Origin of the sequence: Halothece sp. PCC 7418 (assembly GCF_000317635.1) — a bacterium.
Classification (GTDB): Bacteria; Cyanobacteriota; Cyanobacteriia; order Cyanobacteriales; family Rubidibacteraceae; genus Halothece.
The window spans coordinates 1,713,851-1,736,015 of sequence record NC_019779.1 but is presented as its reverse complement, the minus strand read 5'-3'; the positions used below and the strand labels follow the sequence as shown (position 1 = coordinate 1,736,015).

The 22,165-nt window shown below is 43.4% G+C and carries 21 protein-coding genes and 1 pseudogene; 6 read left to right on the top strand and 16 right to left on the bottom strand.

The annotated features are described in order from the left end of the window. Window positions 1-13: 13 nt before the first annotated feature. On the top strand, window positions 14-1,258 hold the full coding sequence (locus tag PCC7418_RS07885; protein WP_041596532.1) for an FGGY-family carbohydrate kinase: 1,245 nt from the start codon (window positions 14-16) through the stop codon (window positions 1,256-1,258). Here PCC7418_RS07885 and PCC7418_RS19335 read toward each other — a convergent pair. From PCC7418_RS19335 to psbV, 4 genes are all read right to left on the bottom strand, one after another. Next, entirely contained in the window at window positions 1,255-3,354 is a 2,100-nt protein-coding gene (locus tag PCC7418_RS19335) for a diguanylate cyclase domain-containing protein (protein ID WP_015225647.1), read from the bottom strand. The two genes, PCC7418_RS07885 and PCC7418_RS19335, sit on opposite strands and share 4 nt — an antisense overlap. Window positions 3,355-3,446: 92 nt before the next feature. Next, on the bottom strand, window positions 3,447-4,523 hold the full coding sequence (locus tag PCC7418_RS07875; protein ID WP_015225646.1) for a hypothetical protein: 1,077 nt from the start codon (window positions 4,521-4,523) through the stop codon (window positions 3,447-3,449). A gap of 13 nt (window positions 4,524-4,536) precedes the next feature. Continuing rightward, window positions 4,537-6,099, bottom strand: a complete 1,563-nt coding sequence (locus PCC7418_RS07870; RefSeq protein ID WP_015225645.1) for a Na+/H+ antiporter — start codon at window positions 6,097-6,099, stop codon at window positions 4,537-4,539. Window positions 6,100-6,217: 118 nt separating this feature from the next. Further along, window positions 6,218-6,709, bottom strand: coding sequence for a photosystem II cytochrome c-550 (psbV, locus tag PCC7418_RS07865; RefSeq protein WP_015225644.1), 492 nt, complete (start codon window positions 6,707-6,709; stop codon window positions 6,218-6,220). Between the two features lie 239 nt (window positions 6,710-6,948). On the opposite strand from psbV, the gene pgeF reads away from it, so the two are divergent. Continuing rightward, on the top strand, window positions 6,949-7,752 hold the full coding sequence (pgeF, locus tag PCC7418_RS07860; RefSeq protein ID WP_015225643.1) for a peptidoglycan editing factor PgeF: 804 nt from the start codon (window positions 6,949-6,951) through the stop codon (window positions 7,750-7,752). Here pgeF and smpB read toward each other — a convergent pair. Further along, on the bottom strand, window positions 7,739-8,212 hold the full coding sequence (gene smpB / locus PCC7418_RS07855; protein WP_015225642.1) for an SsrA-binding protein SmpB: 474 nt from the start codon (window positions 8,210-8,212) through the stop codon (window positions 7,739-7,741). The two genes, pgeF and smpB, sit on opposite strands and share 14 nt — an antisense overlap. Before the next feature lie 40 nt (window positions 8,213-8,252). Then, entirely contained in the window at window positions 8,253-9,755 is a 1,503-nt protein-coding gene (locus PCC7418_RS07850; protein ID WP_015225641.1) for a site-2 protease family protein, read from the bottom strand. Between the two features lie 157 nt (window positions 9,756-9,912). On the opposite strand from PCC7418_RS07850, the gene PCC7418_RS07845 reads away from it, so the two are divergent. Beyond that, window positions 9,913-10,593: a hypothetical protein gene (locus PCC7418_RS07845; protein ID WP_015225640.1), complete on the top strand. Its 681-nt coding sequence runs from the start codon at window positions 9,913-9,915 to the stop codon at window positions 10,591-10,593. Here PCC7418_RS07845 and PCC7418_RS07840 read toward each other — a convergent pair. Together PCC7418_RS07840 and PCC7418_RS07835 are read right to left on the bottom strand one after the other, a co-directional pair. Beyond that, on the bottom strand, window positions 10,590-11,525 hold the full coding sequence (locus PCC7418_RS07840; protein ID WP_015225639.1) for a DMT family transporter: 936 nt from the start codon (window positions 11,523-11,525) through the stop codon (window positions 10,590-10,592). The genes PCC7418_RS07845 and PCC7418_RS07840 overlap by 4 nt on opposite strands. A gap of 115 nt (window positions 11,526-11,640) precedes the next feature. Continuing rightward, the gene (locus PCC7418_RS07835; protein WP_015225638.1) at window positions 11,641-11,889 is read right to left on the bottom strand and encodes a Ycf34 family protein; all 249 of its coding nucleotides are present in this window, start codon (window positions 11,887-11,889) and stop codon (window positions 11,641-11,643) included. 81 nt (window positions 11,890-11,970) lie between these two features. Here PCC7418_RS07835 and PCC7418_RS07830 point away from each other — a divergent pair, with 81 nt between their 5' ends. Continuing rightward, window positions 11,971-13,218, top strand: coding sequence for a CCA tRNA nucleotidyltransferase (locus PCC7418_RS07830; protein WP_015225637.1), 1,248 nt, complete (start codon window positions 11,971-11,973; stop codon window positions 13,216-13,218). A gap of 101 nt (window positions 13,219-13,319) precedes the next feature. Next, the gene (locus tag PCC7418_RS07825; protein WP_015225636.1) at window positions 13,320-16,286 is read left to right on the top strand and encodes a plasmid replication protein, CyRepA1 family; all 2,967 of its coding nucleotides are present in this window, start codon (window positions 13,320-13,322) and stop codon (window positions 16,284-16,286) included. Here PCC7418_RS07825 and PCC7418_RS07820 read toward each other — a convergent pair. The 8 genes and pseudogenes from PCC7418_RS07820 to PCC7418_RS07785 form a co-directional block, all read right to left on the bottom strand. After that, a complete protein-coding gene (locus PCC7418_RS07820; RefSeq protein ID WP_015225635.1) occupies window positions 16,275-17,570 on the bottom strand; it encodes a homoserine dehydrogenase in 1,296 nt (431 codons plus the stop codon). The two genes, PCC7418_RS07825 and PCC7418_RS07820, sit on opposite strands and share 12 nt — an antisense overlap. A gap of 38 nt (window positions 17,571-17,608) precedes the next feature. Then, window positions 17,609-18,010 (bottom strand): annotated as a pseudogene (locus tag PCC7418_RS07815) (RNA-guided endonuclease InsQ/TnpB family protein); the annotation flags it as partial. Between the two features lie 181 nt (window positions 18,011-18,191). After that, on the bottom strand, window positions 18,192-19,103 hold the full coding sequence (locus PCC7418_RS07810; protein ID WP_015225634.1) for an aldose 1-epimerase: 912 nt from the start codon (window positions 19,101-19,103) through the stop codon (window positions 18,192-18,194). 63 nt (window positions 19,104-19,166) lie between these two features. Beyond that, a complete protein-coding gene (gene trpA, locus PCC7418_RS07805; RefSeq protein ID WP_015225633.1) occupies window positions 19,167-19,961 on the bottom strand; it encodes a tryptophan synthase subunit alpha in 795 nt (264 codons plus the stop codon). Beyond that, the gene (locus tag PCC7418_RS07800) at window positions 19,958-20,305 is read right to left on the bottom strand and encodes a DUF3007 family protein (RefSeq protein WP_015225632.1); all 348 of its coding nucleotides are present in this window, start codon (window positions 20,303-20,305) and stop codon (window positions 19,958-19,960) included. The genes trpA and PCC7418_RS07800 overlap by 4 nt, the downstream gene beginning before the upstream one ends. 20 nt (window positions 20,306-20,325) lie before the next feature. Then, window positions 20,326-20,538, bottom strand: coding sequence for an NAD(P)H-quinone oxidoreductase subunit L (gene ndhL / locus PCC7418_RS07795; RefSeq protein WP_015225631.1), 213 nt, complete (start codon window positions 20,536-20,538; stop codon window positions 20,326-20,328). Between the two features lie 61 nt (window positions 20,539-20,599). Continuing rightward, a complete protein-coding gene (locus PCC7418_RS07790) occupies window positions 20,600-21,211 on the bottom strand; it encodes a DUF924 family protein (RefSeq protein WP_015225630.1) in 612 nt (203 codons plus the stop codon). A 2-nt stretch (window positions 21,212-21,213) separates the two neighbouring features. Further along, the gene (locus PCC7418_RS07785) at window positions 21,214-21,588 is read right to left on the bottom strand and encodes a hypothetical protein (protein WP_015225629.1); all 375 of its coding nucleotides are present in this window, start codon (window positions 21,586-21,588) and stop codon (window positions 21,214-21,216) included. On the opposite strand from PCC7418_RS07785, the gene PCC7418_RS07780 reads away from it, so the two are divergent. Next, window positions 21,572-22,057, top strand: coding sequence for an LOG family protein (locus tag PCC7418_RS07780; protein WP_041596197.1), 486 nt, complete (start codon window positions 21,572-21,574; stop codon window positions 22,055-22,057). The genes PCC7418_RS07785 and PCC7418_RS07780 overlap by 17 nt on opposite strands. Window positions 22,058-22,165 lie beyond the last annotated feature (108 nt).

Genomic DNA, 22,165 nt, shown 5'->3' with positions numbered 1-22,165 from the left:
CTAATTCTAAATGATGAAATTGTATCTTGGGATTGATTTTGGCACATCAGGGGCGAGAGCAGTGGTTATTGATGAGTCTCAACAGATCCAGACACAAAGGGAATGTTCTTTTCAAGGAAAGGATAACTGGGTCAAACAATGGCGAGAGGCTCTGTTTTTTCTTTTAGCGGAAATTCCGATCGCGCTGCGAAAAAATCTAACTAAAATCGCCATTAACGGCACATCAGCAACAGTTTTACTCTGCGATCGCGCTGGCAATCCTCTCACCTCCCCTTTGCTATATAACGATCGCGCTCCCGACTCCGATTTAGAACAACTGCAACCAATTGCACCGACTAATCATTTGGTGCAAAGTGCTTCCTCTAGTTTAGCGAAACTCCTTTATTGGCAACAGCAACCGTTCTTTTCCCAAGCGGAATTTTTCCTCCATCAAGCAGATTGGTTAGGCTTTCTCCTCCATGGCAAACTGGGCATCAGCGACTATCATAACGCCCTCAAACTGGGATATGATGTGGAGAGTCTGTGTTATCCGCAATGGCTGAAAACTTTATCCTGTTTTGGCATTTTACCGCAAGTGTTAGCCCCAGGAACGGTTGTTGCCAAGATCAAACCCGATCTCGCTGAAAAATTCCAGTTACCGCAAGATTGCCAAGTTGGTACGGGAACCACTGATAGTATTGCAGCGTTTATCGCCAGTGGGGCGAAGCAGCCAGGAGAGGCTGTGACTTCTCTCGGTTCAACGTTAGTCTTAAAGCTATTAAGTGAAACCCCTGTGCAAGCGAGTGAATATGGGGTTTATAGCCATCGTTATGGGAATTTATGGTTAACGGGTGGCGCGTCTAATACAGGTGGGGCGGTTTTAAGGAAGTTTTTTAGTGATGAAGACTTAAAACAACTTTCTGAACAAATTGATCCCACACAGCGCACAGATTTAAATTATTATCCCCTTGTGCAAGCTGGGGAACGGTTTCCGATCAATGATCCAAACTTATCTCCTCAGTTAAGTCCTCGTCCTGAAAGTGATGTTACCTTTCTACAAGGCTTGTTAGAAAGTATGGCTCGTATTGAAGCCCAAGGATATCAAAAATTACAAGACTTAGGAGCAACACCGTTACATCAGGTTTATACAGCAGGAGGCGGGGCGAAAAACCCAGTTTGGCAACAAATTCGGGAACAACTGTTGTCAGTGCCAGTTAGGGTTTCACCGTATCAGGATGCTGCTTATGGGACGGCACTTCTCGCCCAAAGTTCGGTTTAGTTTTGATCTTGAAAAAGGACAGCGCGATCGCGCCCTTGTTCTTTCGCTTGCCTCAGCGCGTGATCAGCATTTTGGATTAAAGTTTTGGGGTGTAGCTCATTGCTAGGAATCAGGCTTGCTACGCCACAACTCAAGGTTATAACTCCTCTTCTCCCTGCGCCGTCGTTGGGCAGTTTTGAGTTTGCCAATTCCTGAGAGAGACTCTCCGCCACGGATAAAGCCCCCTCATTTTCGGTATCGGGTAAAATCAGCGCAAACTGCTGACTTTCAAAACGAGCAATCATATCAGCCTGGCGTCGCACAACAGATTGCAAAATTTTTGCCACTTTCTGTAAACATTGATCACCAGCAGCGTAACCATAGGTTTCGTTATATTGTTCAAAATAATCCAAATCGCAGAGAATCAAAGCCAACGATCGCTGCTGACGCTTTAAATGTCGCCATTCTTCATACAAATAGTCCTCAAACGCCTCACGATTCGGGAGCTTGGTTAGCGGGTCTTGCTGATTAACCAAAGCTGCCTGACCTTGTTCTAGGGTTAAGGAGCGATCAAAAGATGGAGTGAAGTTCTCTTCCTCCGAAACGGCTTCTGTTGCCTCAATAATTAAGATCATCAGCATATTTTCACTTTGAGATTCCCCGGGGTCACAGGTAAAATAAAGGTCAAAATAGAGAGGAGTGTTGGCTTCTTGCTCCCGAGAAATTTCTTTCAGTTCTAGGCTTTGTCTTTGACCTTGGCGAATTTCAGCAGCAATTTTTTCTAAACCGACTAATTCAGGAAATCCCCGACGCGCATCCACCCCGACTTGGATTAACTCTGGGGAGGTGGCAAAATACCCAGCATTTTCCGAATGCTCAATAATTTTCAGGGCGCTATTAACTTGAATATCAACGCGAATATAGTCAGGGTCGCGGTCATTTAAAAGTTTTTTTAAGGTAGGGTGAACAGGTTTACGGACGTTTAAGAGTCTTCTCAGGCTGGGGTGAATCTGGTTAATTTCAATAGGGCCGTCTTCTTGGGCATTAGAGACATCAGCATCGGAAAAGAAACTGGTTTCAATCTCGCTGCCTTCAGTCTCATTGGAGGGTGAGATGATTTGTTTTTGATCGGTGAGAAAGCAAAATGCAGCTAAATCCTGTTGATCGGTGGGGTGAGAATGAAGTTCTAGAGGTTGTTCAAGATCATCCTCCTCCTCTAAAAGGTCGAGAGAGGTATTGTCTAAAGCGTGCCAATCGGTTAACACTTCCTCAACTGAGGTATAGCGCTGAGAAAGTGGGAGAGCGAGTAATCGATCTAAAATCCGACTTAAGCCTTCACTAATCGTGTTAACGCCCAATTTTTTACGCCAGATCCATTGATTCTCTAAGTAATCAAACAGATCCCCTGGTTGGATTCCCGTTAATAAATAAATACTGGTTGCACCAACGCTGTAGAGATCACTGGCTACTGTTGCTTTGCCTTGCCATTGTTCGGGGGCTGTATAGCCCGTTGAGCCAATAATCGTTCCCGCTGGGGCAATCCTTAATCCTTTTAGATCTTTCACTGCCCCAAAATCCACTAAGACCAGTTTGCGATCGCGCGATCGGCGAATAATGTTTTCTGGTTTAATATCACGATGAATAATGTGTCTGTTATGAATAAATTCTAAGATTGATAAGATCTCATAGAGAAATTTCAGGAGTTTTTTCTCGTTAAAAACACCGAATGTTTCTTGCTCTTTTCTGAGTTCGAGACCACTAATATATTCTTGAATTAAGTATTTATAATTACCTTCCGTGAAATAAGCGAGTAACTCGGGAATTTGTGGGTGTTTTCCTAGTTCATCAAGCTGCTGGGCTTCCCGTTCAAAAAGTACAGATCCTTTCTCCATAGAAAAGCGATCTTGAGCTTTGGGAAGAAATTGCTTAATCACACAATATGATCGCGATGGTTTATCTTCGTCAATGGCGACAAAGGTTTTACCAAAACTCCCTGCACTGAGTGGCTGAATTGCTCGATACCGTTCTCGTAGTAAAAGTTTTTCACCACACCGTTCACAAAATTGTTCTTTCGGGGGATTTCGATGGAGACAATCGGGATTAATACACTGACTCACGGAACTTAAAAAGATAAATCCTTATATCCTAAATCATAGCGATTTTTGGCAATCAATTCGCTTGACTCACAAAATTGATTGCTTCATCAAATTTAATTTTCATGAATCAGAAAGGTCTCGACCTGACCACTGGGACGAAAAACCAAGCGAATGTTTTGCTGAGTTTGCGTGGGGGAAGCCGAGACAAAATCTTGATTTAATTTTGGAAAAGGAAGAAGTGACACATAGTTTTGTGCAACTGTCCCGAGGGGAATAATTTTTTCCAGAGAGCCATTCGAGTTAATAATCATTTGATATTCGATGTCTTGTTTTAAGTTTTCGGGGGGATTCCATCGAGATTGAAAATACTTTCGGATTTGAGCCACTTGTGGGGTGTGGTCAAATAAGGTTTCTGGCTGAGGTTTGGTGGGAAGGTTGACTTGTTTTCTGGCGGGAATGTCTGACTCTTGAAACTGAGGTTGGGGAGGGGGAGAAATGGGATCAGGGATCGGTTGCGGTGGGGGAAGAGAGGGGCGATCCGTAAGGACGGGGGTCGGAATTGTGATTGAAGCGGGAGGCGAGAGTTGATCCAGCTTGGCAAGGGAGTCAGACAATTTTAGTTTTCGCTTCGGGGAGGGGGGGAGAGGAGAAAGAGTCGGTGGGGTTTCCGAAGCGGTCGCCGAAGAAGAAGCAGTGCTGTTTTCTGGAGGTGAGACAGAAGAAGATTGAACCTCTGTTTTCAACGGTTGAGGATGAATTTTCGCTCTGGCGATGATTCCGCCCATAATGATGAATAAGAGAGCAATCAAACTAATCATATATTTTTGAGTATTCCCATTAAAGCTGGGATTCTTTTCGACATCAGTTTGGTATTGGTCTAAAATTTTGGCTAGATCTGAAAGCTGTCCCCAACTCAGTTGCGTTGAGTAGGATTGATCCTCAATTACCCAATGAACTGGATAAGCAGGTTGTTTGTCCAGTGGTTGATGGCCAGGAGGGTGAACTGATTGTAACTGTTTTTGTACGGTCTGAGCAAGGGATATGAGATGAGCGCGATCGCTGCTGATTTGAAATGTAGGTTCGGAGTTGAGATCAAAACTTTCGATCACCAACCGAAACCGATCTTGACGGAGAATTTCTAGGGTGCAATAGGGTAACTCGTAGCACTTGATCACCTGAGACCGAAACATAATTGTTTCCCTCTCACTCTGGTTTGGCGAGGACTTCTTGCAATAAGGGAGATAGATTATTATTGAGTTTACCCGCCCGAATCAACTCAGCGTAAGTGTCTGCTTCCACTTCTAAAAGTTGTTCCCGCAGTTGTTCTTGTTCTAAAGATCGTAACTGGGGATAAGATTGTTGTAGCTTCGTAATTTCTTGGTTGACGCTTTCGAGTTGTCCTTTGACTAAGCCTCTTTGGTAGTCTTTAAACTCTTCATCAATACTGGGGGAGGGGGGAACCGCATTTAAGTGGGCTAAAACCCGTTCGAGCGCACTGCGACGGGCGATTAATTCGCTATAGGTACGACGTTGAGCGCGATCGCCGATTAAGCCTAGCTTCTCAATAACGGTTTGCATCGTCAATCCTTGGACTAACAAGGTAAAGAGGACAACGCCAAACACCGCTTCAATAATATCTTGTCTCCCATCTAACATGACAGGGACACTTAACGCCAACGCAATGGAAACCGAACCGCGTAAACCGCCCCACCATAAAACCGTTTCTTCTTGCCAACTAATATCCTGTTTCGTGATTAAATTACTAATTGTTCCTAAGCCATAAATACTGATAGCACGAATGATCACTAGGGCGATAATTGTGATTAAAATTAACTGTCCATTATCGGCTAAACCGCGAATATTGATTTGATCGCCAATCAGGAGAAAGACAATTGAATTGACAAAAAAAGCAATGAACTCCCAAAATTCTGAAACTAATAAACGAGTCCGCGGATTCATGCCAATGCGAGAGCCAAAGTTCCCTAAAATTAGCCCGACTGTCACCACACCAATCACACCAGAACCGCCTAATTCTTCAGTGATTAAATAAGTTCCGTAAGCAGAAACTAAAGTCAGAGATTGTTCCACTAAGGGCAAATCAAAACGCTGCGTTAAATAAGAAATTCCAAAGCCAATTAACGCCCCCGCACCGATGCCAATCCCTGTAAAGGTAACAAATTGAATGAGGGTATTAGTGACCGAAAATTCTTGCGTTCCGAGGGGAATTCCCACTAATAGACTAAAAGCAACAACCGCAACACCATCATTAAATAAACTTTCTCCTTCCATGAGAACCGTTAAGCGTTCTCCCACTCCTAGTTCTCGGAATAAAGCAATAACAGAAACAGGATCGGTTGCTGCTAAAATAGCACCGACTAACAAAGCAATGGGGAGGGATAAGCCACTAAAATAGTTGAGACTAAAACCAATCCCAACCACTGATATAACAACCCCAATAATGGCAAGTAAAACAACGGGAAATAAATTTTTTTTGAGATTACGCCAGCGAATATTCCACGCTGCTTCAAATAAGAGTGGGGGTAAAAAGATTTCTAAGATTAATTCGGGAGAAAGATTAACGAGTCGGATGTCAACAAATGCTAATCCTAAGCCAACAATAACCAAAAGTAACGTATAGGGAATTTGGCGAAAGAAACTGGAAATTTGGGAGAGGGTTGCTACGCCTAAAGAAACTGATAGAACAATCAGGAACTGTTCTAAATTTTCCTTAATGGCTTCTTCTCCCATTGCTGCTTCAATAGTCATAGGGATCAGGCTTTCCTGTAACTTTAATCGTGACGTTTATTTGTAATAGTGTACTAAAAATCCCTCCCCAAATTCATGAGGAGGGACACGAGACAGACTTGAGGTCATCAGTTAAGCCTTAGTTATAGACTTTACCGCCACCCCATTGTCTTCCTCGGACTTTCGGTTGAATGAGAATATGAGCCGCGATCGCTTCGAGATCATCGTCCGTTAGGTTTCTCATTTCAGGATAGATATCAGAGCGCACGGTATTGGGGTGAATCTCTTTAATATCAATTTCCCCATCGTAAGTGGTGGGGTTTTTCATATAATCAATTAACCCTGCAATATTATCCCGAGGGGGTTCTGCACGCTCTAAGGCTTCTAAACTCAAGCCAACGTTGGGATTGGTTTTAGTGACACCACCTAAATGACACTGTGCACAGGTGTCGTTAAAGAGACGTTTCCCTCTTTCTGCTTCTTTAATACTAATCACGACTTCATCGCCTTGTTCATTATATTGAACGGTGCGACTTTCTTCATCGAGTTCTAAAGCAGAGACAGGGTTGACAAGCAGTTGACAGGCAAAAAACACAGTCGCCACTGTGATTAAAATAAGTTTTCGCAACATGAATGGTTCTCCTCAGAACGCTTTTTGATTCTTTTATATTGTCTTCTAATTTGGGGAGTGAGTTAAATACCGCTTTGGTATCTTCCAACAGGAGACAGATGTCTGGTTTGTCTTAGAGATTCCGCTTTACTACTGTAGCAAGGGCATACTGATTGTACCAAACAGGGGGAAGAATGCAGAATTCATCGTTCATAATTCATAATTGGTTAGAGTGTCAATCTTTTAGGAAATTAAGAACTGTGGTTTTTTCCTCAATTTCTTCAACGGAACAAGTCACTTGGCAATGGCGAGAAGGACAAGGCTTCAGCTATTTACAGTGTCGATTATTAGAGGAGTTTCCTCATGGTTTTTTTACCCGCCATTTTGGAGACTATTCCTTAGATGAGTTAACCCAAATTCTGACCCCTGATGCAACCGCCTACCGAACCAAACAAGTCCATGGGAAACAGGTGGTTTCTCCTTCTCAAATCATGGCAGCCAAAACTGAATTTTTAGAAGCGGATGGTTTAGGGAGTGATGGGAGAAACCAAGCGTTATGGGTGGCGAGTGCGGATTGTACTCCCGCTTTGATTGCGGATGTCAAAACTCAACAAGTGGCTGCGGTTCATGCAGGATGGCGGGGGACTGCTTTATCTATCTTACCTTGCGCGATCGCGCAGTTTTTAGACCAGAACAGCCAACTGTCGGATTTAAGAGTCGCTTTGGGCCCTGCGATTAGTGGGGAAGTGTATCAAGTGGGTTTAGACGTTGCTGCACAAGTTGGGCGCAGTTTATTTCCTGAAGAAGCGAACCTATCTTCCGATGAAATTCTCAAACAACTGTGGGAATCTGACGTTTCTCCCCTAATTCAAGATCCAGACCCAGCAAAAGTTCGTTTAGATGTCCGTTGCGTTAACCGTTTACAACTGGAAAAAATGGGCTTTCATCCAGAACAAATTGCCATTGCACCCCACTGCACTTATCAAGAATCAGAACATTTCTTTTCCTATCGTCGTAGCCGGGAAAAAGCGGTGCAATGGTCAGGAATTGTTAGTACCGCTTAACCACACGCTGCATTTCTTTTTGATCTTCACGACGTTTAATCGTTTCGCGCTTATCATGTAATTTCTTCCCTTTTCCTAAGCCAATTTGTAACTTGACAATTCCTTTTTTTAAGTACATCTTTAAAGGAACTAAAGTTAATCCTTTCTGTTCGGTTTTCCCAATTAATTTACTAATTTCTTGGCGATGTAGTAACAGTTTTCTGGTTCGTTTCGGCTCATGATTGAAATAAGCACCGCTTCCTTCATAAGGAGAAATATTAACATTAATCAGCCATACTTCTCCTTTACGAATTAAAGCGTAGCCATCTTGTAAATTGACACGCCCCGCACGAATAGATTTCACTTCTGTACCAATGAGTTGAATACCCGCTTCATAGGTTTCTAAAATCTCATACAGAAACCGTGCTTTGCGATTTTGAGCGATAATTTTAATGCCATTAGGTTGATTTTCTTTGCTCATTTGTTCTTTGTTCTTCGTTATTGGTTAAAATCTTCTGTAATTAAACATTGAGTAAATCGGTAAAAGTTGCAGGAAGGGGTAATAAGATTGTTACTAACAAAGTTAACGCTAAAAAGCCTAATAAGTCACGGATATCATCTAATTCTGTTACATCATTAAGGGCTGGTTCATCTATAATTGGCATGAAAAATAAAATAATTGCCCAAATGAGAAAACTGGGTTCAACTAAGGCGAGGATTAACATTAATAAGCGAGAAACTTGACCAATAATAACAGCAGTTCGCTGTCCATAAATGGCGTGTGCAATATGTCCGCCGTCAAGTTGTCCCACTGGCATTAAGTTTAAAGCAGTTACAATTAAACCAATATAACCCGCGATCGCGATCGGATGTAAATCAATGGCAGATTCTGCTCCCAGTTGACTGCCTAAAGCTATTTTACAAAAGACTGTCATTAAAAGGGAAGAACGGGGGTCGAGGGAATTAATATTGAGTAACGCCGATTCTTCGGAAAGGGGAACAATTTCGGACAAAGACAGTCCCCAAAATAAGAGAGGAACAGTCATAATAAATCCGCCTAATGGTCCCGCGATCGCGACATCAAATAAAGCCCGACGATGAGGAATCGGTGACCGCATTTGAATAAACGCCCCAAATGTTCCTAAAAAGAAGGGAACGGGAATAAAATACGGTAACGTTGCTTTAATTTTATAATAAATGGCAGCACAATAATGGCTAAATTCATGACAGCCTAAAATCCACATTAAGGTTAAAGCATAAGGTAATCCTTCCCGCAATAAACTCGGATTGGATTGAAACTCTTCTGAAGAGACACCTGCTAAATTCGCGCCGATAATTGTTGTGGTAAATAAAGTAATCACGGCTAAACTTAGAGCCAGCCAAGGCTTATTTAAGTCCTGATCTTGAGTCGTTTCTTTCTTTTCTTTTTTGGGGTTGGGAACGAGTGCAAAAAAAGGTTCGCCTTGAAAACTTTCTTGGAATAAGATTAAAAAGCGATCCCCAAATTGCTTTTGGACATTAGTTTGAATTTTCTGATAGGCTTTTTCAGGAACAGTGCGTAATTTTCCGCGACACAAAACCGCTTGACCCCCATAGTCAACATTTTGTAAATAATAGACCTCCCAAGGAAAACAAGTTTTTAATTTTTCTTCTTCCGATTGACTTAAAATCCGAGTTGATTGGGAGTTGTTATCTTCTTTTTCAAGAGAGATATCATTTAATTTTTCCTTGAGGGGTTCTTTCTCAACAGACTCAGAAGAATTGGCTGTGGTGGGATCTTGTCTTCCCCGTTGTAACAGCCAAAAATATAAAAGTGGAGAAAGAATAAAGGGAATTAAAATTAATAAAACAGGAATTTCTGCTTCTTCCCCCATAAATAATAGCCAAAGACTCCAGGTAAAAGCAGGAATCATGACAACAAACCATAATAACCAAATGGGAGTCGTTGTCAAGCCACTGGCACTCCGACGCACCAAAAGATAAGTAATTCCTGCTAATAGTAATAAAATAAAGAAAAAATCCATATTGAACTCAGTTGATGGACGAAATTGACCAACGGTCAAAAAGAAATGATTAAATTGAAAACTTTACTAAAATACAAGACGTAATTCCTGAGTTTATGCTACATTAGTTGTCCCGCTTCTATCCTGACACAGATTTCTCAGACAAGACTCTAGACCCATGTGTGCTGATACAAACAACAATTCGTCTTCTGTAACGACGACCTCCCCAAAGCCTCCCCGTGAAATCTTAACAGGAATTTATGCCTTTCCTCCAAATCGAGAGACTTTAGGGGGAACCTCTTATTTCATTCTAGGCAATGAAGGTAATATCTTAGTGGATTGTCCAGTGTGGAATGACCCGCAACAATCTGTTTTTAAGGAATTTTTGCAGCAGCAGGGTGGAGTCCGTTGGCTATTTCTGACCCATCGTGATGGGATGAGTCGAGTTCGTCAACTCCAATCTGATCTAGACTGTGAGGTGATGGTTCAAGAACAGGAAGCCTACTTGCTTCCCGAAGTGAAAGTAACTTCTTTTGCAGAAGAAATTAACCTTGGGGATGCAACAGGAATGTGGACGTGCGGTTATTCTCCAGGCTCTTCTTGTCTCTATGTTCCTTTTCACGGTGGCGTTTTATTTTCGGGTCGTCATTTGTTAATTGACCCGCAAGGAAATTTAACCCCGATTGTGAGTCGTAAAACGTTTCATTGGCGCAGACAGTTAAGAAATGTTGAGAAACTCCAAGCGCGATTTTCCTCTGAAACTTTAAACTATATTTGTCCTGGGGCAAATACAGGCTTTCTCCGTGGAAAAGGGGTTGTTGAGGATGGGTATCAAAAATTAAATGAAAACAGCTTCTAATCTCTCTGTTGTCTCTTGATTTTCTTCTGCAAACGAATCTTGTTAGACAGTTGTACGAAGAAAACGCCCACAATCACGACTCCTAAACCAATGACATCCGTGAGTTGTGGAATATCGCCAAAGGCAAGCCAAGCCATCCCCATGGTAACGGGTGGACCGAGATAAAATAAACTCGCGACTCGTGTGGCATCTAACTCAGAAAGAAGTTTCCACATTAAACCGTAAGCACCAAGGGAAACTCCAAGAATCAGCCAGCTTAAAGTTGCCACGAAGGGCAGATTCCATTGTATCGTTAATTTCTCGACCCCGATCGCGGGGAAAAATAGGATTAAACTTGTGGCAAGACTTTGATAAAATAAGGTTTGGCTCACGGTGAGGGGAGTGTGATCTTCTGGTGAAATTTCTTTTCGGCGTTGTAAAAGGCTGGCAATCGTAATGGCAATCACAGAACCAAAGGGCAGGAAATAACCGATTGTTGAAGCATCATTATTGAGTTGGATTCGAGTTCCCACCGCGATCGCGACCCCAAGAAAGCCAATGGTTAAGCCCAACCACTGCCAAAAATTAACCCGTTCCCCAACGACAATTCCCGAGAAAGCCCCAGTGACAAGGGGTTGTAGGGCAACCACCAGCGCGACAATTCCTGCGGGGACATTTTGTTCTAAAGCGAGGAGGACACAACTCAGCCAAACGCCATGGGCTAAAATGCCGACTAATGCGGTGTGAAAAACAGTTGCGCGATCGGGAATGAAGAAACGTTGACTTGCTTGGAGATAAAGGAACAAGATCAGGCTTAAGACTAGATATCGCCAGAATAACAACGTAAATGTTCCTGCAGAGGGTAAACCGTATTCTGCGCCGATAAAGCCAGAATTCCAGAGTAAAACAAACGCGATCGCGCACCACATTGTTGCCGATTTTAAATTTCCCATTTCACCCAATCCTGATCAAAAAAATCATTAAAATGTCCATTCTACTACCTGCGAAAATCAACAAGACTATCGCTTAAGATGGAACTTTAACGCTTGATCAGTGATTCAATGAAACTTAAGTGGGAACGGGTTCACCAGGACGTAATTTTGCCCATTTCCCCGCTTCTTCAAGGAAACTTTCACAACCGACAACATCCCATTCCACTTCAATGTAGTCTTCTTGGGGACGAATGTTAACGTTAACCGTGGGTTCAACGGGTTCAAAATCAGGATTATCCGTAAGGTGAGGTTGTTCGTGCTGCGTTTCTACCGCATGATAAGTCGTGCAGCGATCGACATAGTGGCAGTTAATACAGATACACATAGTATGCTTTTTCACCCTGCTTACTTTTAGTGCTAGTTTAGCTTAGGAATAGTGGGTGATTCGTTTTTTGTTAACAGTTTTATGAATGATCGCTTATCACATTTAAAGTTACCATTTCCTCAAGCGTGGCTTCCTGCGGATGCGTGTTTAGTGGGGGGAACAGTTCGGGACGCGCTATTAAATCGACAACGAGACCCATTTGATTTTGATTTAATTCTAGAAGATCAGGCGGTGGAACTGGCGCGTGAAATCGCAAACCGTTGTCAGGCGGGGTTTGTGGTCTTGGATGCAGAACGAGATATGGCAAGAATTGTCTTTGCAGAGGGAACGGTTGATTTTGCCAGAATTGAAGGGGAAAGTTTAGAACAAGACTTACACCGTCGAGACTTTACCATCAACGCGATCGCGCATCATCTTCAATCGCAAACCTTAATCGATCCGCTACAGGGAAAACAAGATTTAGAAGCCAGAGTGATCAAAATGGTTTCACCGCAAAACTTGCGAGATGATCCCCTACGCTTACTCCGCGCCTATCGACAAGCGGGTCAACTGACCTTTACCATTGATGAAAGCACCCGTGAAAGCATCCGCGAGATTGCACCCTGTTTACAAGCAGTGGCAGCCGAACGCATTCAAACCGAACTCTCTTATCTTCTCGCGACATCTCAGGGGAGTTTTTATTTACAGCAAGCCTGGGAAGATGGTGTCCTTTCCCCTTGGTTTCCGAATCTAACTCAAGAAAGTGTAGAAAAAGTCCAACAAATCGATACCGCCAAGGAAATCTTAAGCCAACAGTTTCCCTCCCTTCCCCCCACTTGGGACAATAATGTCGGTGGGGAATCAGACTCGTTACAAGCCCTTGCAAAATTAGCCTGTTTCGTCTCCTCCTCTCCAGAAGAAGCAGAAGCCCAACTGATGGCTTTGAAATACTCTCGCGCGGAAATTCGGACGGTTACGAATACTTTAAATCTCCTTCCTCGTCTCTTAGAAGAAAACATTGCAGAAATGACACTGCGCGATCAATATTTTTTCTTCCAAGATGCGGGAAAAGTGTTTCCAGTTGTGCTTTTAACTGCGATCGCGAAAGGGTTAAGCCTTGAGTCTGTTCAACCACTCATTGAACGCTATTTAAACTCAAATGACCCAGTGGCGTATCCGCAGCCTTTGGTAACAGGAAAAGACTTGCTGCGATCGCTTGATCTATCCCCCTCTCCTCAAATTGGGGAACTTCTCACAGAACTACAAATTGCTGTCATTGAAGGGAAAATCAAAACCCCACGGGAAGCTATAGCCTTAGCCCAATCTTGGCTTGAACAAGAGTGTGGGTGAGGGAAAATTTCTTGTTGCCTTTTCCCTAGCACTCTAACATCAGGATTCGCTATAGTAGTTAGTCTCCTGTTGGATACTGTCGTGACGATCTACTTTTCCCAATGCTTGATTGGACTCCGTTTCAACCCGTTCCTAATGCTGAACAACTCGTGGAAGCCCTTGCGGTTTTACCGTCTCACTGGAGTTTAACACCCTTGTGGGAAAAACGCCCTTATCGAGACGGATGGCAAAATGAAGCCTTTATTCCTCATTACCAAATTGCTGATCTCCTGAAGCGGGGAGAAAAACGAATCAGTAAACGCACGGGTCAACCTTATCATGCGTTTTGTTCGGGTTATGGGTTACGTTTGGGGGATGTCTCTGGGGGGTTACTCGCTGTTGATGTAGATGGGAGTAGTGCGGAAGAATTATTAACGAATCTTGCGGAAACGCCACTTCCCGAAACCGTCTCTTGGACATCAGGAAAATCGGGTCGCCGTCAACTGCTATATCAAGTTCCCGCTTCCGAGCAAGAGAAGTTGCAGTTGTTTCGTCGGAAAACTGTTACCCAGTGGGAGAATTTTACGACCCGTGCAGGAGAATTACTCGAATTTCGCTATAATCAGCATCAATCCGTTCTTCCCCCCTCATTTCATCGGGAAACAGGTCATTATCGCTGGCTAGTTGCACCAGAAGCAAAAGCGGTCGCGATCGCGCCAACTTGGCTTTGTGATTTTCTCATCCGCCAGACTCAACCCCAAGCTCAAAAAAGTCATCATGTCATGACATCTGGGATACGTCCATTCCCCAGTGAGGTTAAGGGGAATCATGAGTTGAGTTTTCGACTGCAAGAAGCCACGCAGCGTCTCAGTATTGAACAAATTTACAATTGGTCGGGACACCAGTTTCAGGAATTTGGGGAAACCTGGCGCGGGTATTGTCCCCGTCATCAATCCCAAAGTGGGACAGCGTTTAGTTTAAATCCGAATACAGGAGAGTGGTATTGTTTTGGCTGTGAAGTGGGAGGCGGTGCGGTTCAATATCGACATTTTTTACAGGGAGGAAATGGAACACCCAGAGGAAAAGTCTTTCGTTCCTTAGTGGAGGAGTTAGCAGCAGAAGCGGGACTGGAAACGAAAAATTCTTCTCGACAACATCAAACCTATCAATCAACCCACATTATTAATCAAGAATATTTTGACTGGGAAACGCCAGAGAAAGGAACCATTCTTGCGGTTAAATCCAGTTTAGGGAGTGGGAAAACCACTTGGCTGAGTAAGGTGATTTCTGAGTTGCGAGAGGAAGGATGGCTAGCCTTAGGACATCGTAATTCTTTACTGCTGCAATCTTGTCAACGCTGGGGCTTTATTCATTTACAAACCGAACAAGCGTTTGATTTAATTTCAGTTCCCAGTTCACAACTGGCGTTATGTGTGGATAGTTTGCATCATTTTTCTCCAGAAGACTTTGCGGGGAAAAATATCATCATTGACGAAGCGATTGCTGTGGTGACGCATTTGTTAATGGGAGAAACGTTGAAACAGAAACGAGAGGAAATTATTCAACGGTTTTCTCAAGCCCTACAGCAAGCAAAACGAGTTTTTTGTTTAGATGGAATGCTAACGGATTGGTGTGTGGATTATCTCCATACTTTAGCAGGGAAAGCGCGTCCCTTAGTGAAGGTCGAAAATCGTTATCAAAGTGAACCGTTTACCGTAAAAATTCTCCAAGAAAGTCGCGATGAAAACGGAAAAGGAAAAAGCAGCGATCGCTCTCCATTACTTGAACAATTATCAGAAGTTTCTGCTAAACCCGTTGTTTGTACGGATAGCCAACTGGAAGCAGAAGCCCTAGATCAATTATTATCGCAAACAGGAAAACAAGGACTGCGGATTGATTCTAAAACCATTGCTAATGAGGAAATTCAAACTTTTCTGAAAGATCCGAATTGTTATATTGAAATGGTTTGTCCCGACTATCTGATTTATACCCCCGCAGCAGAAGCTGGGGTTGATATTAGTATCCGAGATTATTTTACCGATCAGTTTTGTCTCTTTTTTGGGATTTTACAAACCAATGCTCAATTACAAATGATGAGTCGGGTGCGCGATCCGAAATTAACCCGTTGGTTGTGGTGTTCTCGTTACGGACAAGTTAAAAATCAGTCCCCCAGTTTTCAGTTTCCAGAATCGTTAATGGAAGCTATGCAAGCCTTGATTGTGCAAACGGGAAATACCTTATTAGAAGGGAAAGAAACCAAAGCCGTTGTTGAACAGTTTATCCAAGATGTAAGGATAGTAACGGAAGACAGTCATTATCAAACTTTTTGTGTTTTGAAAGCGATTCAAGGTTATGAACAATCTCATTTGTGGGACTGTCTTTATCAGGCTTTGATTCATCAGGGTCAGCAGGTGGAGTTAGTTACCCTAGACAGTTGTCCTGCTGCGAAACAACAAGAAAAAACAGCAAAAGAAACTGTCAAATTTACCAATGCAGAAGCGATTTATTGGGGAAGGAGTGACAATAACCAACAAGCGAAAATGATGCACAAGCTGTTAAGAAAACAACTGCCTGGTATTGAGAAAAAATCAGTTTGGAGTCCCCAATTTATCAAGCGAGTTTTATACGACGATCGCGCTTTTATTGCGAAACAAGAACGATTTTGGCTCATTCATCATCCCGACATTGCTCAACAGATGATCCGGTCTGTTTGGTATTCCGCCATGGAACAAAATTTGATCCGCGAAATGCACCAGCAATGGTCAATAATTCAAGGACTCATTAGTCTCAATTTACCGCAATTTCTAGACTTAGAAAAAACTTGGACGAATCAGTCTCTTGATCTCAAACAGTTATCCGAAAAAACTCATGCTTTGGGGATTGATCGCAAGCTCAATTTAAACACAGATGACCAGAAACCGATTTCGTTATTCCGTCAATTGCTGCATCTAATTGGCGTGAAATTGATGCGAAAAAACGGGCGTTATCAGATTAATTCTAGCCTCTGGTATGAGCGCGATCGGCTGGCGATTTTAGAGTGTTTAGAGCGTCGCTTTTGGGCTTTTAGTGAACTAGAATTACTCTCTTAAAACTCTTAAAACACTGGGAATTTCAATTTGATCAATGGCTTCTAATTGCGGAATTTGTGCTAGAGCCTGACGGAAGTTTTCTTCCTTCACGTTATGAGTGACAACTACAATTTCCGCCATACCATTTTGAAAGTCAATTTGAACAATTGATTCTAAACTGACATCATTTTTGCCAAAGCAGGTTCCCAAATTACCAATCACACCAGGTCGATCCACGCAGATAATACGAGCATAAAAACGAGTCACTAATTCTGCAATAGAAACCAGTTCGCTGCTGGGATGTTGAGGAATTTTCATCAGAGGATTGACGCTACCGTTGGTTGTCAGCATTGCAGCAATGTTTAAAACATCAGACACCACGGCGCTTGCAGTTGCGCCACCGCCTGCACCTGGACCATAGAACATCACTTGTCCGATGGGATCTCCTTCCAGTAAAACGGCGTTGTTGACCCCATCAATACTCGCTAGCGGGTGACTTTTGGGAACAAGAGTGGGATGAACTCTGACTTGTAAGCCTTTTTCTTCTTGTTGCGCGATCGCGAGGAGTTTAATTTCAAAGCCTAACTGTTTAGCATATTGGATATCCACCGCACTCACTTGGCGAATCCCTTCACAAGAAACCTGATCTAAATTGACCTGTTGACCAAAGGCTAACGTTGCAAGAATGGTAATTTTATCCGCAGCATCATAGCCATCTACATCCGCACTGGGATCCGCTTCTGCATAACCCAATTCTTGCGCTTCTGTGAGAACATCAGCAAAATCACTTCCTTCTGCTGTCATTTTCGTGAGAATGAAGTTGGTTGTACCGTTAATAATCCCTAAAATGCTTTGAATCTGGTTGACACTGAGGGCTTGTTGTAAGGGACGAATTACGGGAATTCCGCCCCCAACCGCTGCTTCAATGAGAACATAGACCCCTTTAGTGTCTGCAGCGCGATAAATTTCTTCTCCGTAGCGAGAAATCACGGCTTTGTTGGCGGTAACAATATGTTTACCATTTGTAATGGCTTTGAGGATCAGCGATCGCGCCGGTTCTAATCCTCCCATCAATTCCACAACAATATCAATCTCGGGGTCGCTGATAATACCTTCTAAATCAGTTGTTAGCACTCCCTCTGGAAAGTCAACCCCCCGACGTTTATCAACTGTTTTTACGCCAACTTTAGCAATTTCAATTGATTTGAGTAGGGGATGACGGGATTCTGGAGACAGTAAAATACTAGCAGTGGCGGTTCCCACTGTTCCCAAACCTAACAGACCAATTTTAAGCGATTCCACCACGTTGTTCTTCTATCCTCTTCATTAACCAACAGCACCCTTCATCGTGAACTACCCCAACCTGCGTTCATCGAGGTTGGGGCTTCGATACTCGTAGGGGAATGCCCAAACTTGACCTTTCGACCAAGTTTAGGACTTCTATCCCCTCCTATCGCAGCCGTCCCCGTTCCAGAGACGGAAAGCATTCTGATTCCCTCTGCTCTTATATTGGCACTTGCATTCTCGTCACGATCATGATAAGTGCCACATTGAGGACAAGTCCATTCCCTAACATCTAGGGTTAGACTTTCTAATTCATAATGACAGTGAGAGCAGAGTTTAGAACTGGGAAACCATCTGTCAATCTCGACTAGAACTCCACCTTTTTCTTTGAGCTTATAGTCTAAGAAGTTAACAAACATTCCCCAACTCACATCAGAAATGGCTTTTGCTAGTTTGTGGTTACTCTAACCTTAATTGCTCGTAGCATAGCGGTAAATATAACGTAAGCTACGTTTAGGCTAAAGTAACAACCGAAGTTTGTCAAGCCCTAATACTAACTGATCGGGCTTCGTTGTGAAGTTCGCTTTCATGAGGGGCTGTGGGCGGAATCGCATTCCGCCCTTTATAAGCCCCGTCCCCCACCTACTTCGTAGAGGTGGGGGAATTCTCGCTCACGTCTGTTAAAGGATCAATCTCAAACACCACTTGTAAATCCTTGCTTTCCCAAGGGGGAATCACTAACAAATCTTCGCCTGTATTCAGCGCATTGCGAGGGGCTGTCCATGGTTCAATACAAGCAAAGTCTTTTCCTTTTACTGTCCAAAAGACAGCCGTTGTATATTCGGGAGAAAACCTTAATTTAATGGTAAAACCGCGGTCTAATAACGTTAATGCAGTGACTTGACGAGAGAGAGGACGCAGTTGGGCATCAATTTCATCTTGATTGAGATCAAATTTACCCTCGTAATCATAAGTTCCTTGACTGACGTTATCTTTATATTGACTGGCTGGGATATCCAGTTGCATTTGATTTTTATCCGTTACCCAGAAATAAGGATGTAACCCTGTGGAAAAGGGCATGGGTTGACTCGAATAGTTGCGATAGGTTTGATCAAGGGTAAGTGTGTTGTCTTGGAGACGATAGGTAAAAGTTAGTTCAAAATCAAAGGGATAAACCGCTCTGGTTTCATCGTTACTTTTGAGAACAAAGGTTAACGCTGCATCATTTTCGGTTTCTTGTGCGGTGACTTCCCACGGTAAATCCCGGGCGAAACCATGGCGTTTCAGACTATATTCTTTTCCCTCATGGGTGTAACGATCTTCAGGTAAATCGCCACAAATGGGGAAGAGAATGGGAATCCCGCCCCGCACACTTTTTTCTGGATCTTGGAAACGATCCCAATCCATATAAAAAATTTCTTGTCCTTGAATGCGCCAACTGGTGACAACACCGCCTCTTTCGGGGACAATTTCTAAGCGGGTTTGTTGCTCTTCATCAGATAAGATGTAGGTGCGGTACTGTTCCTCTTGCTTCAGCGCGATCGCGTAACTCATGGGAATAATCTTCTCAGCCTCGATACGGTTAATTTATCACTATTCAAAGAACCAATAACAAACCTAAATTGCAGCTTTGAGACTCCGACAAAACGTTTCTAACTCGTCTAACCCAGCTTCTGGAGACTCTGCATCGGCTAACCGACGCACAAACGCACTTCCCGCAATCACGCCATCTGCGCCCCATTCTCGAATCTGTTGAGCGTGTTGCGGTTGCGATACCCCAAAGCCCACACAAACTGGTTTATCGGTCACACTGCGTAACAGAGGTAATAATTCCTTCACGCGCCACCCCACTTCCGTGCGAGTCCCCGTTACCCCAGTCACACTGACTAAATAAATAAACCCTTGGGATTGTTGCGCGATCGCGCTGATACGTTCTTTGGGAGAAGTGGGCGCAACCAATAAGGTGACTTCAATCCCGTAATCTTGGGCAGGATTGAAAACCGTTTCCGCTTCTTCTACAGGAATATCTGGAATCACTAATCCTTTCACTCCCGCTTGCGCCACCCGTGAAAGAAAAGCATCCACCCCCTGATGGTAAATGGGATTATAGTAAGAGAACAAGACAATTGGTGCTTGCACCTGATCACGCACGGTTTCCACCACTTCCAAAACATTTCCCAACTTTACCCCTTGTTTTAACGCGCGAGTGGCTGCTGCTTGAATCACGGGACCATCGGCTAAGGGATCGGAATAGGGAACTCCTAACTCAATTAAATCCGCACCTGCGCGATCTAATCGTTCGAGGGCTTTCACCGTTGTGTCTAAATCGGGATCACCCGCAGTGAGAAACGGGATTAAGGCACATTTTCCTTCTTGACGGAGAGTCTGGAAACATTGGGAAACGGTTTTCATGATGGCTTGTTATCTTCAGATTTTTCACTGGCGGAAGATTCTGCTGCTTTTTCCGCTTCCACCTCTTTTTGCAGTTGTGCTAACTCTTCAGGGGTCATTTCCTCTAATCGTTTTTGCAGCACTGCATCTTCATAGTCTTGGAGTTGTTTATTATAAGTCATCTCTTGGGTGAATACCCGAAATAAATAGGTACTCACCCAACCAACTAAGCCCGCCACGAGTAAGGCTTGACTCCATACCCCTGCATTTTGGGAACTCAAGCCAAACACGCGCAGTAGCAGATAGGCGACACCGCCTGCGATAAAAACACCAACTGTAATCGCGATCGCGTCTATTCGTCGCATTAATAATTCCTCAAGATGTCTTAGCTTTTCACTTCTCGGCGTTTGGGACGGAAGTTGAGAAACGGACTCAGTAGCAGTAAGCCTGGAAAGAAGAAAAACACCAGAAAATACATAAAAGTCCGTTCCCAAGATCCAGCAACATACCAACGTTGCTGGAGATAAAAGTAAGTCATCAGGGGAATAATCAGGAGATAGAGTCCGCCTAAAGCTAAATATAATCCGGCAATAAACATAAATTGTTACGAGATGAGGGTTTACTCCCCCTATCTTACCGTGCTATTTGCTAGATTTGGCTCAAAAAGATGACCTAGGTTGTTCGAGAAAAGCAATTTCTTCGGGAGTGCTTTCTCGCCCTAAAATCGCATTCCGATGGGGAAAGCGTCCAAATTTTTCAATCACTTTCAGATGGCGTTCCGCATAGTCGATGGTACTTTCACTGTCGGGATCATCTTTTAATCGCGAAAAAAGACTAATCGCTCGATATTGCATTTCCAAATCTTCGCTATGTTCAAAGGGAAGATAAATAAACCAACGCTGCACATTTAAAAGTTGTCGATCATAGTCTTGTTTCAGTGCATATTTTGCGAATGATAAGGCTTTTTGATCAGTTTCAAACATTCTCGGATCGCCTCGGAATAAGTTACGGGGAAATTGATCCAAGAGAATAATTAAGGCTAAACAAGTTTCTGGTGTGTGTTTCCAAGCGTCGAGTTTTCCTTGGGCTGCTTGTTCATAAAGAGACCAAAAGCGCGATCGCACTTGTTGGTCAAACTCTGGATTTTTAATAAACCATTCTTGACGAGGTTTGCCATAATGGTCATCGTCTGGCGAACCAAACCAGAAGTCTAAAACCGTTTGTGCTTGTTTTTGATCCTCGACAGAAAGGGTAGATTGGGAATTATTCATTATCATGTTTGGTTTGGTTTTTCTTCTAAAGCAGCAACTTTTTCTTCTAGGGTTTGTACTCTTTCTTTTAATTCGATCACGAGAGTGGCTAGGCGATCAAACATTTCTGGAGAAGGAGGAATAGTTGGTTGGCGAGGAGTAGGCGGTTGTGGGGTGGGTGAAGGAGAAGTTGGGGGAGAGGGTTGATCGACCCGAGAAACTTGTGATTCTAAGTTAGAAAGGCGCGATCGCACTTGGAAAAGTTCCGTTTCGATGCGAGAAATGCGAGACTCTAAACCGATACTTTGGGCGTTACTGAAATGAGGAATCAAAACCAGTAATAATAGTAACAGCAGACACAGTAACCAGACCGGTTGAGTAATGCGGAAAATCATCATTGGCATCATGGGACCAGGAAACGGTGCAACAACAGCAGACAAAGAATGCGCTTATGAACTCGCCCGCGCGATCGCGCAACAAGGTTGGGTTTTACTCACGGGAGGACGAAACCAAGGTGTGATGGAAGCTGCCAACCAAGGGGCAAAAGCTGCCCATGGGTTAACCCTTGGCATTCTCCCCACTGCTGATGACACTAGCATATCGGATGCTGTGGATTTGGCAATTTTTACACAAATGGGAAATGCGCGGAATAATATTAATGTCCTCTCCAGCGCCGTGGTTGTCGCTTGTGGCATGGGAATGGGAACAGCTTCCGAAGTTGCCCTTGCTTTGAAAAACGGTAAACCTGTTATTTTACTCAATCATTCTGAGACAGGAATCCAATTTTTTCAATCCTTAAGTCCGCAACAGGTTTATTGTGCCCATGATGCTGATGGCGCAATTAAAATCATTCAATCTTTGCTTTAACGTTTTCATCCAGTGCGGTTCAATTATTCCAGCGACGTTGAAGCGATTGACGAACGCCGTCAAAGAATGGGTGAGGCGTTTGCAAGACAGGCTCATCAAAAAGCCCCT